General features: G+C 36.2%; 14 protein-coding genes. All 14 read left to right on the forward strand.

Annotation, left to right across the window (positions count from 1 at the left end; all coding sequences use genetic code 11):
- Window position 1 precedes the first annotated feature (1 nt).
- The 14 genes from NAG76_07745 (at window position 2) to NAG76_07810 (ending at window position 15,873) form a co-directional block, all read left to right on the forward strand.
- Window positions 2–1,063 carry a nucleotidyltransferase family protein gene (locus NAG76_07745; GenBank protein ID URN96112.1) on the forward strand — a complete coding sequence of 354 codons (1,062 nt, stop codon included), beginning with the start codon at window positions 2–4 and terminating at the stop codon, window positions 1,061–1,063.
- Complete coding sequence (locus tag NAG76_07750) at window positions 1,060–1,971, forward strand: Gfo/Idh/MocA family oxidoreductase (protein URN96113.1); 912 nt, start codon at window positions 1,060–1,062, stop codon at window positions 1,969–1,971. The genes NAG76_07745 and NAG76_07750 overlap by 4 nt, the downstream gene beginning before the upstream one ends.
- The gene (locus NAG76_07755; protein URN96114.1) at window positions 1,964–2,671 is read left to right on the forward strand and encodes an acylneuraminate cytidylyltransferase family protein; all 708 of its coding nucleotides are present in this window, start codon (window positions 1,964–1,966) and stop codon (window positions 2,669–2,671) included. Before NAG76_07750 ends, NAG76_07755 begins: the two co-directional genes overlap by 8 nt.
- 33 nt (window positions 2,672–2,704) lie before the next feature.
- Window positions 2,705–3,637, forward strand: coding sequence for a Gfo/Idh/MocA family oxidoreductase (locus NAG76_07760; protein ID URN96115.1), 933 nt, complete (start codon window positions 2,705–2,707; stop codon window positions 3,635–3,637).
- A complete protein-coding gene (locus NAG76_07765; GenBank protein URN96116.1) occupies window positions 3,634–4,593 on the forward strand; it encodes a Gfo/Idh/MocA family oxidoreductase in 960 nt (319 codons plus the stop codon). Before NAG76_07760 ends, NAG76_07765 begins: the two co-directional genes overlap by 4 nt.
- A complete protein-coding gene (locus tag NAG76_07770) occupies window positions 4,590–5,459 on the forward strand; it encodes an SGNH/GDSL hydrolase family protein (protein URN96117.1) in 870 nt (289 codons plus the stop codon). Before NAG76_07765 ends, NAG76_07770 begins: the two co-directional genes overlap by 4 nt.
- Window positions 5,460–5,494: 35 nt before the next feature.
- Entirely contained in the window at window positions 5,495–6,310 is an 816-nt protein-coding gene (locus NAG76_07775) for an SDR family oxidoreductase (GenBank protein ID URN96118.1), read from the forward strand.
- 521 nt (window positions 6,311–6,831) lie between these two features.
- Window positions 6,832–7,029 (forward strand): cold shock domain-containing protein, encoded by a 198-nt coding sequence (locus NAG76_07780; GenBank protein URN96119.1) that lies wholly within the window; start codon window positions 6,832–6,834, stop codon window positions 7,027–7,029.
- 168 nt (window positions 7,030–7,197) lie between these two features.
- On the forward strand, window positions 7,198–8,802 hold the full coding sequence (locus NAG76_07785) for a helix-turn-helix domain-containing protein (protein URN96120.1): 1,605 nt from the start codon (window positions 7,198–7,200) through the stop codon (window positions 8,800–8,802).
- 102 nt (window positions 8,803–8,904) lie between these two features.
- A complete protein-coding gene (locus NAG76_07790) occupies window positions 8,905–9,918 on the forward strand; it encodes an ABC transporter substrate-binding protein (protein URN96121.1) in 1,014 nt (337 codons plus the stop codon).
- A gap of 336 nt (window positions 9,919–10,254) precedes the next feature.
- Window positions 10,255–10,803: a ribosome-associated translation inhibitor RaiA gene (gene raiA / locus NAG76_07795; GenBank protein URN96122.1), complete on the forward strand. Its 549-nt coding sequence runs from the start codon at window positions 10,255–10,257 to the stop codon at window positions 10,801–10,803.
- Between the two features lie 449 nt (window positions 10,804–11,252).
- Window positions 11,253–13,763, forward strand: coding sequence for a preprotein translocase subunit SecA (gene secA, locus NAG76_07800; GenBank protein URN96123.1), 2,511 nt, complete (start codon window positions 11,253–11,255; stop codon window positions 13,761–13,763).
- Between the two features lie 42 nt (window positions 13,764–13,805).
- A protein-coding gene (gene prfB / locus NAG76_07805; protein ID URN96124.1) for a peptide chain release factor 2 occupies window positions 13,806–14,913 on the forward strand; the annotation gives its coding sequence in 2 pieces (ribosomal slippage) (window positions 13,806–13,877 and window positions 13,879–14,913; 1,107 coding nt in all).
- 129 nt (window positions 14,914–15,042) lie between these two features.
- The gene (locus tag NAG76_07810; GenBank protein URN96793.1) at window positions 15,043–15,873 is read left to right on the forward strand and encodes a YitT family protein; all 831 of its coding nucleotides are present in this window, start codon (window positions 15,043–15,045) and stop codon (window positions 15,871–15,873) included.
- Window positions 15,874–15,998 lie beyond the last annotated feature (125 nt).

Raw genomic sequence — 15,998 nt, forward strand, 5'->3', positions numbered from 1 at the left:
TATGAGACATTGGGAAAAAATAATTGTTTTTAATAAACAAACATTGTTTGAAACTATGAGAATCATTGATAAAACTGCCTTACAATTTGCAGTAGTATTAGATGAACAGCGTCGTTTGCTAGGGACCGTAACAGATGGAGATATACGTCGTGGTATTTTAAGAGGAAACGGACTAGAGGTACCTATTACTTCAATTATGAATCCCAATCCAATTAGTGCAAGAGAAGGTCAAAAAAATTATAAATATCATAAAATTATGAAATCAAAAATGCTAAAACAACTACCAATCGTGGATAGAGAGAATAGAATCATAGATATTATATTTTTTGACAGTGTAGATAGATTATCAAATAAAAATACCGTAGTATTGATGCTTGGTGGATTAGGGACTAGACTACGTCCACTTACAGATGATACACCTAAGCCTATGCTAAGAGTAGGGAATAAACCAATTCTTGAAACCATTGTTGAAAGCTTTAAACAGTATGGATACTCTAACTTTATTTTTTCAGTGAATTATAAAAAAGAAGTGATTAAGGATTACTTTCAAAATGGTGAGCATTTCGATATATCAATAGATTATGTCGAAGAAGATACAAGGATGGGTACTGCTGGAGCACTCTCTTTAATAAAAAATCGACCAAGTAAACCATTTTTTGTTATGAATGGAGACTTACTTACACAAATAAACTTTGATCAACTGATGGAATTTCACCAAGAACAAAATTCTGTCGCAACAATGTGTGTACGAGAGTATGAATTTCAAATTCCATACGGTGTGATTGAAACAAGTGGGACGAGACTAGTGACAATTAAAGAAAAGCCCGTTCATAGAAGCTTTGTAAACGCCGGTATATATGTCTTAAGTCCAGAGGTTTTTAATTATATACCAGCTAATACGTTTTATGATATGCCTACTCTATTCGAACAGTTAATAGAAGCGGGTTTGAAAACAACAGTATTCCCAATTCATGAGTATTGGTTAGATATTGGGAAAATGGATGAATATGAGCGAGCGGATACTGAATATATGAAAATATTTAAGAGAGAAGTTTTGAGATGAAAGCTCTAGTAATAGGATATGGATCAATTGGACAAAGACATGCTAGGCTACTAGAGGAAATGGGAATTGATGTTTCAGTTGTTTCTCGTCGTAACTTTAATTCTCCTAATTTTTATAATAATTTAGAGTATGCCTTTCTAGAAAATGAATACGATTATATTGTTATTTCTAATGAAACAGTATTTCACGCAGAGTCTTTAAGAGAGTTAGTTAGTAACCAATATGAAGGGCATATACTAATCGAAAAACCTCTATTTATGAATTTGGAACAGATTAATTTTAACCACAGTAAGACGTTTGTAGCTTATAATTTAAGATTTCATCCCCTGATACAAAGTTTAAGGACTTATCTAAACAATGAAGAAGTAATTAGTGTAAATGCTTACGTTGGACAGTATTTGCCTAGTTGGAGACCAAACGCAGACTATACTAAAAGCTATTCTGCATCCAAGGCTCGAGGGGGAGGGGTCTTAAGGGATTTAAGTCATGAGTTGGATTATTTAATGGATCTATTTGGGGAATGGCATTCATTGGTCGCAGTAATTAATAAAATAAGTGATCTAGAGATTGAATCAGAGGATTACGTACAGATCAGTTACAGCACCAATCTTAATACTCGTGTTACAGTTGAATTGAATTACCTAGACCGCATTACTCAACGATATGTCATTGTTCAAACAAATAGCAAAACGCTAAAAATTGATTTCGTTAATAATATTATTAATTGCAATGGAGAGCTTGAGCAATTAGTGCCAATAGATAGAGATTACACATATAAAAAGCAGCATGAAGCTGTTTTAAATGGATCAACCCTTTGTTGCTCTTTTGCACAAGGAGTGAGTGTTGTCAAAATGATTGAAGCGGCAGAAAAATCTTCACTACTCAAGGAGTGGGTATATAATGGCTAGAATCTGTACGATATGTGCACGGGGTGGATCTAAAGGTGTAAAAAATAAAAATCTTCGTGAGATTTTAGGGAAGCCCCTAATTGCTCACAGCATTCTACAGGCAAAGAAAAGCAATCTTTTTGATGTTGTAGCAGTGAGTAGTGACAGCAATAAAATATTAGAGGTAGCTAAAGCATATGGTGCCGATTATGTAGTTAAGCGTCCCGATGAAATGGCATCAGACACGGCTGCCAAGCTACCGGCCATTCAACATTGTGTAAAACATGTAGAAGAGCTTTGTGATCTAACCTTTGATACCATTACAGATATTGATGCAACCTCACCTCTACGCACAGTAGAAGACTTGCAAAATGCTATTAAAATGTTTGAAGAGCATAGTAATGCTAGTAATTTAATTACTGCAGCACCAGCTCGAAGAAGTCCTTACTTTAATCTAGTAGAGCAAGGAGATGATGGCTTTGTAAAGCTATCGAAGCCACTTGATACATCCATTGTTCGTCGTCAGGATGCTCCAAAATCATTCGATATGAATGCCTCAATTTATGTTTGGAATAGAGAAACTTTTATTAATTCAAGTAAGCTTTTTACAGAGAATACCATCTTATACGTTATGCCAGAAGAACGTTCGCAGGATATCGATTCCGAATTAGATTTTGAGATAGTTAAGCTTATTGCTGAAAAAAGAATTATTTTAATATAATTTCAGGCTAGATTTATATAGAGGGTGAATGTTGTGAATATAGTCATAATAGGTGCTGGTCAGTTAGGAAGTAGACATTTGCAGGCGATGGCTCTTTTAGAAGACAGTATGAACATTTATGTGGTAGACCCATTAGAAACTTCATTAGAACTAAGTAGCAAAAGATTTGATGAAGTAGATAGATTTGGTAATAAAAGTTTGTTCTTATTGAGGAAAATTGACGAGTTACCGGCTGCTATTGAGTTTGCAGTAATTGCAACGACTTCGATTCATAGATTATATGTGATTAAGAAATTATTTAATCACGCAACTGTAAAGTATTTACTGTTGGAAAAGTTTCTATTCCCTTTTATCGAAGAATATAAAGAAGCACAAGATGTAATAGCGGCATCTAGAACGATTACATATGTTAACTGTGCTCGGAGGCAATGGGAGAATTATAAAAAATTAAAAAAGGAAATTAGTAACTCAAGTAAAATCAATCTTATAGCTAAAGGTACAAATTGGAACCTTGCAAGTAATTCTATTCATTTACTTGACTTATTCTTCTACCTAAACGGGCGTGAGGAGATTGAGTTAAATACAGACCATCTAAAGCAACAGCTCATTCAAAATAAACGCGAGGGTTTCATCGAGTTTTTAGGCACGATTAGTGGTACTACAGAAAGAGGAAGTATGTTTCAATTAACTTGCGAAGAAAGTGATGCATTTAATTTCACTATTGAAATTGAAACTGATGAAGATAAATATTGTATAGATGAGATGAATGAGCATATCGATTTTAATGGCATGCAAAATAAATTCTCCCTTTATTATCAAAGCCAATTAACACACATTATTTATAAACAATTAATTCATAACGGCAGCTGCGATTTAACATCTTTTGAAGAATCAGTACATTATCATCTGATTTTACTCAGAGCATTTAATGAATTTTTGGGAGATAGAGTAGGGATTATCACATGATGAACGTATTATTAGTGGGCGCAGGACTAATGGCTGGAGAATATGCCAATGTATTAAATGCTATGAATATTAAATATACCGTTGTTGGTCGCAGTGAAAACAGTGCGAAAAGATTCAAGGAAACGCAAGGAGTTCCTGTCATCATCGGTGGGCTAGAAAGCTTAGACGACGGTTTTTTGCAAAATTATTCTCATGCAATTGTTGCAACTACTCTTGAAAGTCTTGAAGATAATGTCTTGTATTTGTTGGATAAAGGAATGAAAGAAATATTAGTAGAGAAGCCTGGTGCAGTTACAGAAGAAGGAATTGAACGGATTAATAAACTCTCAAAAAAGTATGAGGCAAAAACATATATCGCATATAATAGAAGGTTTTATTCTTCAATTATGGAAGCTAGGAAACGTATTGAAGAAGACGGAGGCTTAACGTCCTTTTTATTTGAGTTTACAGAATGGACTCATATTATAGAAAAGCTGAATAAAACTGCCTTTCAGCTGAACAACTTGTTTATTGGTAACTCTACTCATGTAGTAGATGCCGCATTTTATATTGGTGGGCTACCGAGGGAACTTCAAGGGTACACGCAAAGCAAGTTAGTGTGGCACCAAAAAGGAAGCATATTTGTAGGTGCGGGTATAACAATGAACGATATTCCATTTTCTTATCACGCCAATTGGAATGCACCTGGCAGCTGGAAACTAGAATTGTTAACGAATAAAAACAGGTTTATTTTTAGGCCATTTGAGCAGCTACACACTCAGAAAATTGGAAGCACTGCAATAGAACAAGTTACATTTGATGATCATTTAGATACTCAATTTAAACCAGGTTTGTATCGTCAACTCGAGCAATTTTTATTAGGTGGAGATTACGGACAACTACTCTCTATAGAAGATGCGGCTCGTACGTTTCATTGGTTCTATCGTATACTTGGACAACATGGAGGTAGCGTATGAGAATTTTAATATTAGGTGATTCACTTGGACTTCCAAGACCACATCGTATTAATAATTATTCTCCTTTGGAACAAGAGCTGGCTGTTTCATATGAACAAACATATTCATCGATTATACAAAGAAGCTTATTGGAAACATTTAAGTTTGAGCCGTATTTTGAGATAATAAATCGTTCTAGACGTTTTTGTACTTTAAGAGATATTGATGCGGAATTTGCAGATTACCTTTTCTTTTACGAGCCAGATATAATTGTATTACAAATTGGTATTGTTGACTGCTGGTTCAGGGAAGGCAGAACTCAAATGGTAAACAGTGAGGACTTCCAAAATTATTTAAACAAAATATTAAAAATGCTATCATTGAGACAGAATTGTTTTTTGATTATCGTAGGCATTTCGCCAACATCTAGCAAAATGGATGAAAGGCACGGTGGTCTTAACGAGGAAATAAGTAAATATAATCAAATTTACAAAGCTAATGTTGATAATAAAAGAATATTTTATATTGATATGGAACAGTACGTGGATCCATCAGATGTGCATAAATACTTGTTGCCGGACGATCATCATTTAAACCCAGAGGGAAATCTATTGGTGGCGAATGATTTGTTAAGAATAATTTATTCATTGACATATAATAAAATAGGGTATCAATTGCATCAACAACAAGATATGGATGGAGCATTAGCACGTTTTGAACTTGCATATAAACTGTACCCTTACAATGTTGATAATATATACAATTATATTTTTTTGCTACACAATAAGAATGATATAGAGCAATTACAATTAGTATCAGAATTTTGTGAAGAAAATATCTATGATCCTGATATTCAACAATTATTGTTTGAGTGTAATATTAAATAAAAAATAAATATTAAATATTAGAATGAGGAAAACATATGAACTATACCAAAAAATTCTCACTAGTGGGAAAAAATGCAATCGTTACTGGTGGTGCAGGGATCTTGGGTAGGCATTTTTGTTTTGGTCTAGCTGAAGCAGGAGCACAGGTAGCTGTAGTAGATATCAATAAAGAGGCTTCCCAGCAGGTGGTCGATCAAATCATTGAACGCGGTGGTAAAGCGACGCGCTTTTATTGTAATTTAACCTCTGAACAATCTGTAATCTCAATGGTAGACTCAGTAAGGTCTGAATTTGGCTCTATTGATATCCTCCATAATAATGCAGCTGGTAAATCAAATGATTTGAATGCCTTTTTTGCACCCTTTGAAGAGTATGAGCTAAACCAATGGAATCAGATTATGTCCACAGATTTAGATAGTATGTTTTTGGTTGCTAAGCATGTAGGTAAAGTGATGAAAGAACAAGGGCAGGGAGGCTCAATTATGCAAACTTCTTCTATTTACGGCATAATGGGTCCAGATAATCGAATATACGAAGGCTCATATTACTTAGAACGCGGAATAAATACCCCTGCTATTTATTCCGCCGCTAAAGCTGGCGTCATTGGACTTACACGTTATTTAGCTACTTATTGGGCTAAGGATAATATTCGTGTAAATACAATTACTCCTGGTGGAGTAGAAAGTGGACAAAATGATGTATTCAAGGAGAAGTATAGTAATCGAATTCCTTTAGGGAGAATGGCGCAACCTGAGGAAATGGTAGGTGCTTTAATTTTTCTAGCATCTGATGCATCTAGTTATATTACTGGTCAAAATATTATTATTGATGGTGGATTGAATGCTTGGTAAAGAAAACGGACATCGAACAATTAATTACGAATATTAGAAGCTAATCTATAGTAGATATGCATACTCGCAGAAAATAGGCGTTCTAGTGCATATCGATAATGGGTATCGTTTTATCTGAACCGTCATACTTGGTATGTAGATATCCATTACGTTAGGAGTAACATATAGTTTTACTCCCATGTAATGTTTGGAGTCAGGGTTTACCATGCCTTCTAACGGTTAAGCGAGGAATCTAGTTGTATAAAAGTTTAATATTCAGGGTAAATGATAATTATAAAGAGATAGCGGCGATTGTAAGACTCATCGATTCTCGTAGTGATCTCCAAAATTCTGCAAAACGGCAGTAAATATGATATATTGTATAAAAATAGCATGAACTCTTAAAAAGAACTGCCCATCCACCAATAATGTATTCGCTTTCAAAAATAGATTGACAATTTGAACCAACGTATTGTATATTCAAATTGTGGCCCATATAAGGTTGCCACCTAGTATTTTGAATACGAAGGGAATGTTTGCACATGCAAGGAAAAGTTAAATGGTTTAACGCAGAAAAAGGTTATGGTTTTATCGAAACAGAACAAGGTGGCGATGTATTCGTACATTTCTCCGCTATCCAAACAGAAGGTTTCAAAACTCTTGAAGAAGGCCAAGAAGTTGAATTCGACATTGTTGAAGGCGCTCGTGGTCCTCAAGCTGCTAACGTTAACAAACTGTAATTATAAGGCTGTATAGCCCTTTCTTTATAGTTATAATGGTTGAAAAGGACTTCCCACAAGGAAGTTCTTTTTTTGTATGTTAACATTATGGACGATAGTTAGCACTACTCTATATTTTTTCGCTTGAACTTTGTGTATAATTGAGAATGATTATCACACAAAAAGTAGGTGAAAAATATTTCTACTGAATTAACGAATATAATTAACACTCCATTTGTTTTTCATTATCCTCAAACTGTAATAGAGTTATCAAAGTTAATAGCAAACAAGCCTCCTCATCACTCGATTCAAAATCGTTATATTATCATTGTAACTTCAGGAAAATGTCGCGTATCCACTACGGAAGAACAGTTAATTGTTCAAGCGGGGAATGTGGCTCATTATAATTATGATAATAATTCTTCTATAACCTCACTTGAGAAATCTCAACTTCAAGGTGTAGCGATAGAATATGTTACGGCAGGGGCAAGTAACAAAAAAGAAAGATCTTTTCAACAAGGATTAATAATAGATCACGCATCAACTAGATTAGTTCAATTAGCGGATAAATTGTTAGAGCAATGGAATCTTCAAAATTATGAAAATTCTTTATCTATTCAGCAAGTTTTTTCTGATCTACTTGCTGAGATACATCGTAACTCACAGCTTATTACAAATGATAAAAGTGAGGATTGGCTACAAAAGATACTTCTTTATATGGGGCAACGCTATTATTCAACAATTACTAGAAGCGATATGGCCGAGCTTGCTGGTGTAAGCCCTGAACATTTCTCTAGAGTATTTCGAAAAGAAATAGGTCAGACGTTTAATTCGCATTTGAATTTGCTTCGTATAAGAAAAGCTCAACAACTATTGTTGACGCAGCAGTTAAATTTATCTCAATTGGCATTGGAAGTAGGATATGAGGAAGGCACCTATCTTAGTAGGAAATTTAAGCAGGTCGTTGGAACGTCACCTTCAGTATTTATTCGTAAGGAAAAGAAGGTAGTTTCATTGAATTATAACTATACAGCATGCTTAAGAGCGCTGGGAATTATGCCTGAACTCGCTCCTTATTCACACTGGTTAGCGAGTCGTGAACATATACCACAGACAAAACATTTATCCATCGATCATATGAGTTTTGATAATGTATGTGATGCTATTTCAGCAGTAAGGCCCGATGTTATTATTAATTACTGTATTGAACAAGAGAATGCAGCCATGCTTACAATTGCTCCTGTTATTGCTATTCCATTTCGCGAAATGTCCTGGAGAGACCAATTCCATTTAATAAGTGAAGTGGTTGATAGGAGAAACCAAGCGAATGTTTGGCTACAGAAATATGACGATCTATGCACGGATCTAAATAACAACTTAAATAGAAGAAACACAACTCGGGGCTCTGCTATCGTCTGGGAATTTGGAGATAAGAAAGTGTATTGCTATGATTCAAGCTATGGTCGTGGATGTCATATTTTATACGGAGAATTGAATTACCATAGACCGGATCTTTTGATGAAAGAAAAAATCAATGAGCGAGGATACTTAGAGAAGAAGATAAAAGATATTGCATTATACCAGGCTGATGTTATTATTTTTCTCAATTTTCCATATAGTTTGGAAGAAAAACTAGAATTCAAAAAATTAATAAATTCTGATGATTGGCTGAAACTCGAAGCGGTTCGTAACAAGCAAGTTCATTTCTTGAAAGAGTCATCGATGTTTTACGGTTTTGATCCTCTTTCATCACTAGCACAAATTGAAATATTAAGTGAGGTTTTGAGATCATAAAAGTACATAGTACATATCACATTTAGACATGGTCATAAAGCGAATTCCTCTGTAATATTATTGAGAATGATAATCATTATACATTATAGGAGGAATGCAATCATGAGTAGCAATATAACGTGGTATAGAAAGCTAGGCATTTTACTAATCGTTACAATGTTGGCGATAATAATGGTAGCCTGTGGAAGTAAGAATAGTAATCAATCCACAGAAGGAAACTCTAATCAACAAGGCATATCTGACGTTGTAATTGATGAGACAACCAATGATAAAGAACAGGATTTCAAAATTATTACTACGGTTAATGGTGAAATAAAAGTTCCAGCACATCCTAAGAGAATTGTTGCAGAGGAATATTTGGGAAGCTTAATCGCTCTTGATGTAATTCCAGTAGGTGCACCAGGATTGACGCTTGATAATATGTACTTTAAGGAAGCTTTGACAGGGGTAGCAGATACAGGAGCTTACGGCCAAATGTCATCTGAAAAAATCCTTGAGCTACAGCCTGATCTTATTATTTCAGGAATAGCCGAAAATTATGAAGTATTAAGTAAAATCGCTCCAACAATTACAATACCGTATGGAGATTTGAAAAATGCACATGAAGAGCTTACTTATTTTGGAGAGCTGCTTGGTATGGAACAAGAAGCGAAAGATTGGTTAGTTAATTACGATCAGATTATTGCTGAAGCTAAGCAAAAGGTTGATGAGGTTATTCCCGCAGATGCCTCGTTCAGCATTATTGAAAACACCGCAGGATCAACATATGCCTATGGTGATAATTTTGGACGTGGCGGACAAGCTGTGTATCAGGCTTTAGGACGTAAGCCACCTGCGGAAGTTGCTGATCATATTATGGAGAAGCAATGGGCAGAAATTTCTGAAGAAACGTTAACACAATATGCGGGCGACTATATCATTTTGACCTCGAACGATAGGACGCTAGAAGATTATAAAGCTGACCCAATTTGGTCGAGTCTTCCTGCTATTAAAAATAATCAAGTGTTTGTTTGGAAAGAAGAAGTTTCTTGGTATTATGATCCAATAGCAATCTTGAAACAAACCGAACAATTGACTGCTTGGTTGACTGGTCTTCATGAAGAAAACAACAAATAGAGGCAGTTCAAAAACTTGAGCTAATTATAACAATCTTCTCATTTTCATGTTCTTTTAAGGTGAAGTGGGTATAGTCTTATTAAACCATTCAATACTTCCCTAATTTGTATGTGTTTAGCTTTGTAATATAGTTATTGATTTGCCACAAGCGCTACAATTATCAATATAGATAGCGTAAGTGGCCGATCTTAACTACTATTAATTAAAAGTATTTAGCGAAATAAAATTGAAATAATATCGTCACAAATTATCAGAAAATTCTAAATTAACTAAAATCTATTTTGTATATGTTCTTTGCATATGATATAATAAGAACATGTAAAGGAGGAGTGCCACATGAACTACAATATCCGAGGACAACGCGTTCAAGTTACCGATGCACTAAGGGACTACACTGAGAAAAAACTCAGCAGATTGGAGAAATATTTCGATCCTTCGATCACCTCCGAAGTAAACGTTACACTTTCAGTTACAAAAGGACAACACACGGTGGAGGTTACGATACCAGCATCTGGACTAATCCTTCGAGCAGAAGAAAAAAGTGAAGATATGTACGCATCAATTGATCTAGTAGTTGATAAGCTAGAGCGTCAAATTCGCAAACACAAAACTAAATTGAATCGTAAATTCCGTCAAGCTAGCGGATCGAAAGCATTATTCCGAGAAAATTCTACTTCAGTATCTGTACTGGAGGATGAGGAGGAAGATTTCGAACTTGTCCGTACAAAGAGCTTTACATTAAAGCCAATGGACATAGAAGAAGCGATACTTCAAATGAATATGTTAGGTCACGAATTCTTCGTATTTTCTAATTCTGATAGTAAATCAGTTAACGTCGTCTACAAACGTAACGATGGCAAATACGGATTAATAGAACAAGGATAATTAATGAATTTTTTAGGTATCTCTGGATTTGCTACTTCGGCAGCAGTTCAGAGATACCTTTTTGGTTATTATCGATGTTCAAATAGACCAATAACAAGTCTAGCAATAGTAAGTATTGGAATGATATAGATGAATAATAATATTAAAATAAAAGATATATAATAGAATATATTAATTTCAAATGCTATCGAGCAACCGCTCGGCCATAAATGAAGTCTACCGACGATAGTTGGTAGGCGAGAAGTTCTAACGTTATACCAATAATTTGGTCATATTATGTCAACGGTATCGTTAAAAATTATTAATGATATTGATCACAGTGCTACAATACCTACAAAACACGTATCTCTTCCTTTAAATGGTTATACCAAATAGGGGATAGATTGCGATTATAACTACAAACTGTTACAATCTTTAACATAAAGACGTACTATCGGAAGGGGAAAGCCATGCTTGGATTGGTGAAGAAAATATTTGGTGATTTTAATGAAAAAGAAGTAAAACGACTAACTAAGATCGTTGAGCAAATAAACGAAATGGAACCACAGTACTTGGCATTATCCGATGAACAACTACAAGCGAAGACCGGCGAATTCCAAGAGAGAGTTGCTAAAGGTGAAGATCTAACAGATCTATTGCCTGAAGCATTTGCAACTGTACGTGAAGCATCCAAGCGCGTATTGAATATGCGCCATTTTGATGTTCAATTACTGGGCGGTATGGTTCTTCATGAAGGTAAGATCGCTGAGATGAAAACAGGTGAAGGTAAAACTCTAGTTGCTACGCTACCGGTTTATCTAAATGCTCTTGCCGGAAAAGGCGTACACGTTATTACGGTCAATGGTTACTTGGCAGAACGCGATAGCATATTAATGGGGCAACTATATAACTTCCTTGGCTTAACAGTTGGTTGTAACTTACATGGTTTGACGCATGCTCAAAAACAAGAAGCATATGCTTGTGATATTACTTACGGAACGAACAATGAGTTCGGTTTCGACTACTTGCGTGATAACATGGTTTTATACAAAGAGCAGATGGTTCAACGTCCATTGTTCTTCGCTATTATAGATGAGGTTGACTCGATTCTAGTCGATGAAGCGCGTACGCCGCTTATTATTTCCGGACAAGCTGCTAAATCTACAGAATTATACGATGCGGCACAACGACTTGTATCTCGTATGGTGCCAGAAGAAGACTTTACAATAGATATCAAATTAAGAAATGTTATGCTTACTGAAGCTGGTGTTACGAAAGGTGAGCGTGCTTTCGGAATCGAAAATTTATTCGATCATGCGAACGTTACGATTAACCACCATATCCAACAAGCTTTGAAAGCAAACAATATTATGAAACGTGATGTTGATTACGTTGTTGAAAATGACGAAGTTATTATCGTTGATGAATTTACTGGTCGTCTAATGGCTGGTCGTCGTTATAGCGATGGTCTACATCAAGCGATTGAAGCGAAAGAAAACTTGAAAGTACAGAACGAAAGTATGACACTTGCTACGATAACTTTCCAAAACTACTTCCGTATGTATCGTAAACTAGGCGGTATGACTGGTACAGCTAAAACAGAGGAAGAAGAGTTCCGTAAAATTTACGGTCTAGATGTTATTCAAGTTCCTACTAACCGTTCTATGATTCGTAAAGATCTTCCCGATGTTGTCTACAAAACAGTTAAAGGTAAGTTCAAAGCTGTTGTAGAAGAAATCGTTGAACGTCATAAAACGAATCAGCCAGTACTAGTAGGTACAATCTCAATTGAAAACTCTGAAGTGCTTTCTGAAATGTTGAAACGCCGCGGAGTACAACATAAAGTATTGAATGCAAAGTTCCATGCAGAGGAAGCAGAAATAATTACTCGTGCTGGACAACCAGGTTCTGTTACGATTGCAACGAATATGGCCGGTCGTGGTACCGATATTTTGCTTGGTGACAATGTTGCTGGTAATGGTGGTCTGCACATTATCGGTACAGAACGTCATGAGAGCCGTCGTATTGATAATCAGCTACGTGGTCGTGCTGGACGTCAAGGTGACCCAGGTTCTTCTCAATTCTATTTATCACTGGAAGATGAATTAATGCGTCGTTTCGGTGCTGAAAATATTATGACAATGATGGATCGTCTAGGTCTTGATGAAGATCAACCTATTGAGAGCCGTATGATTACAAGAGCTGTTGAATCTGCTCAAAAACGTGTCGAGGGTAATAACTTTGATACGCGTAAAGTTGTCCTGCAATATGATGATGTAATGAATCAACAACGTGAAGTTATCTACAAACAACGTCGTGACATTTTAGAATCTGAAAATATTCGTGATGAAGTTATGAATATGATTAAGCCAGTGATCGAACGTACAGTAGATGCGCATTGTATAGAAGATATTCCAGAGGATTGGGATCTACAATCTGTTATTGAGTTCGTGCAAGCGAACTTACTTGATGAAGGTGCTCTTACTCGTGATGATATTTGGGGCAAGGAAAAATCAGAAATCGTCGATGTTATCTACAATAAAGTTGCAGCGGCATATGATGTTCGTGAGGAGCAATTAGGCGAAACAACAATGCGCGAATTTGAGAAAGTCGTTGTACTTCGTGCAGTTGATTCCAAATGGATGGATCATATTGATGCAATGGATCAACTCCGTCAAGGTATTCACTTGCGTGCATATGGTGGTACTGATCCGCTTCGTGAGTATCAATTCGAAGGATTTGAAATGTTCCACGGCATGGTGGAGAGCATTCAGGAGGAAGTTTCCAAGTATATTATGAAAGCACGTGTGGAAAGTAATCTTGAACGTCAAGAAGTTGTGAAAGGTCAAACTTCATCAACAAGTGGCGGTGGTGAGGATGCTGTGAAGAAACCAGTTCGCCGTGATGATCGTGTTGGCCGTAATGACATGTGTCCTTGCGGTAGTGGTAAGAAATATAAACAATGTCATGGTATGAATTAATATCTTAGGACAAGAACAATAGTTTGAGGTGAATGTATTTCTATGTTAGATGTTACTTTAAAGCAAGATTTACGTGAAATAGCTAATCGATTACAGACACTTAGGGGGTCTCTTTGACTTAGAGCTAAAGCATGATATTATTGCTAACTTTGAGGAAAAGATGTCTATGCCAGATTTCTGGGATGACAATACACGCGCGCAAAGCGTGATCTCTGAATTGAACGCTGTAAAATCGGTAGTTGAAGATTACAATAGCTTTGAAACTACTCATCAAGAGTTAATGATGATACTAGAGCTTGTAGAGGAAGACGAAGATGAAGATATGGTAGCTGAACTAACGCAAGGTTTAGCTGCTCTTCAAGAGAAACTTTCTGCCTATGAACTACAGTTATTATTGAATCAACCTTATGATAAATTGAACGCTATATTAGAGTTGCATCCAGGAGCTGGTGGTACCGAGTCGCAAGATTGGGGTCTAATGCTTTATCGTATGTATACTCGTTGGGCTGAGAAGCGCGGCTTCAAAGTTGAATTACTGGACTATCTACCAGGCGATGAAGCGGGTATTAAGAGCGTAAGCATACTAGTTAAAGGATTTAACGCCTATGGATACTTGAAAGCAGAGAAGGGTGTTCATCGATTAGTTCGAATCTCACCATTCGATTCTGCTGGTCGTCGTCATACTTCATTTGCATCTTGTGATGTCGTTCCAGAAATTGATGATACGATTGAAATAGAGATTCGTTCGGAAGATTTGAAAGTTGATACGTACCGTGCAAGTGGTGCAGGTGGTCAGCATGTCAATAAGACCGAATCAGCTATACGTATCACGCATATTCCCTCTGGAATTATAGTAGCCTGTCAGCAAGAACGTTCTCAAATTGCGAACCGTGATCGTGCTATGAAGACTTTACGTTCCAAGTTATATGAGCGTAAAATTGAAGAGCAGATGAAGGAGCTTGCAGAGATCCGCGGTGATCAATCCGACATTGCATGGGGAAGTCAAATTCGTTCTTATGTGTTCCATCCCTATAGCATGGTTAAAGATCATCGTACATCTGTTGAAACGGGTAACGTTAATGCAGTAATGGATGGCGATATTGATATGTTTATTGATGGCTATTTACGCAATCAAATTCGTCAAAAGTAATAAACATATATGCTCGGAGAGTTTTTACACAATGGTGTAGAAGCTCTCCTTTTTTACATAAGAAAGGTTGGTCTACACGCCATGAAACAACAAACGAGAAAAGCCGCGAAATATTCACTTTCTCCTTCTATGCAAATCGCATGGAATATCGTTCAAGTACTTATAGGTTCATTCATCTTGGCGTTGAGTTTTAATTTGTTCCTCTTGCCGAATGGTATAGCATCCGGAGGCGTATCAGGAATTTCTATCCTCGTAGAAAGGCAGTTACAGATTCCACCAGCAGTTACACAATGGGCGCTAAATATACCTTTATTTATTGCGGCTATTTGGCTACTAGGTAAGAAATTTGGTGCTAAGTCGATATTAGGTTCTACTGTATTTCCTTTGTTCGTACTTCTTACTTCTCATTTCCCCGCACCTACTGATAATCCAATACTTGCTTCCATCTATGGTGGTATTGGTGTAGGGATTGGACTTGCGATCGTTTATCGAGGTGGAGGTTCAACCGGGGGATTAGATCTTGCTTCCCAAATGTTACATAGATTAACGGGTATTCCTTATAATCTTGCGGTCGTTTGTTTTGATGGAGCAGTCATTATTGCTGCTGCGATAATCATTTCTCCTGAGTTATCACTCTATGCGCTAATTTCACTATTTGTAACGAGTAAAAGTATCGACTTTGTGCAAAATGGACTACAGTTATCAAAGGTAGCTTTTATTATAAGCGAGCAAACAGAGCAATTAGAACAAGCGATATTGCAAGATCTTAATCGTGGTTTGACGAAATTAGAGGGTACCGGCGGATATACAGGTAACCCACGTAATGTCATTATGGTTGTTGTGGCACAGAATGAAGTATCCAAGTTGAAAAGAACTGTAGCAAAGCTTGATCCTACAGCATTTATCATTATAAGTAATACAGGTGAAGTGCTTGGTGAAGGGTTTAAATCTTACCAATAATTGAAGCGGAACAGGGTGTATATATCCATTAATATACGTTGAATTTTTATGAATACGGATGTATAATAATACAGTAATAAGCATATTCTCTTTCATACCGATATAATGTAAAATAAAGTGTTGGG

This window comes from Candidatus Pristimantibacillus lignocellulolyticus, from assembly GCA_023639215.1.
Lineage (GTDB): Bacteria > Bacillota > Bacilli > Paenibacillales > Paenibacillaceae > Pristimantibacillus > Pristimantibacillus lignocellulolyticus.

Excerpts from the sequence above, each read along its gene's own strand:
- NAG76_07750 (URN96113.1), top strand. The coding sequence starts at position 1,060 with ATGAAAGCTCTAGTAATAGGATATGGATCAATTGGACAAAGACATGCT.
- NAG76_07790 (URN96121.1), top strand. The coding sequence starts at position 8,905 with ATGAGTAGCAATATAACGTGGTATAGAAAGCTAGGCATTTTACTAATC.
- NAG76_07775 (URN96118.1), top strand. The coding sequence starts at position 5,495 with ATGAACTATACCAAAAAATTCTCACTAGTGGGAAAAAATGCAATCGTT.
- secA (URN96123.1), top strand. The coding sequence starts at position 11,253 with ATGCTTGGATTGGTGAAGAAAATATTTGGTGATTTTAATGAAAAAGAA.
- NAG76_07770 (URN96117.1), top strand. The coding sequence starts at position 4,590 with ATGAGAATTTTAATATTAGGTGATTCACTTGGACTTCCAAGACCACAT.
- raiA (URN96122.1), top strand. The coding sequence starts at position 10,255 with ATGAACTACAATATCCGAGGACAACGCGTTCAAGTTACCGATGCACTA.
- NAG76_07745 (URN96112.1), top strand. The coding sequence starts at position 2 with ATGAGACATTGGGAAAAAATAATTGTTTTTAATAAACAAACATTGTTT.
- NAG76_07755 (URN96114.1), top strand. The coding sequence starts at position 1,964 with ATGGCTAGAATCTGTACGATATGTGCACGGGGTGGATCTAAAGGTGTA.
- NAG76_07765 (URN96116.1), top strand. The coding sequence starts at position 3,634 with ATGATGAACGTATTATTAGTGGGCGCAGGACTAATGGCTGGAGAATAT.
- NAG76_07780 (URN96119.1), top strand. The coding sequence starts at position 6,832 with ATGCAAGGAAAAGTTAAATGGTTTAACGCAGAAAAAGGTTATGGTTTT.
- NAG76_07810 (URN96793.1), top strand. The coding sequence starts at position 15,043 with ATGCAAATCGCATGGAATATCGTTCAAGTACTTATAGGTTCATTCATC.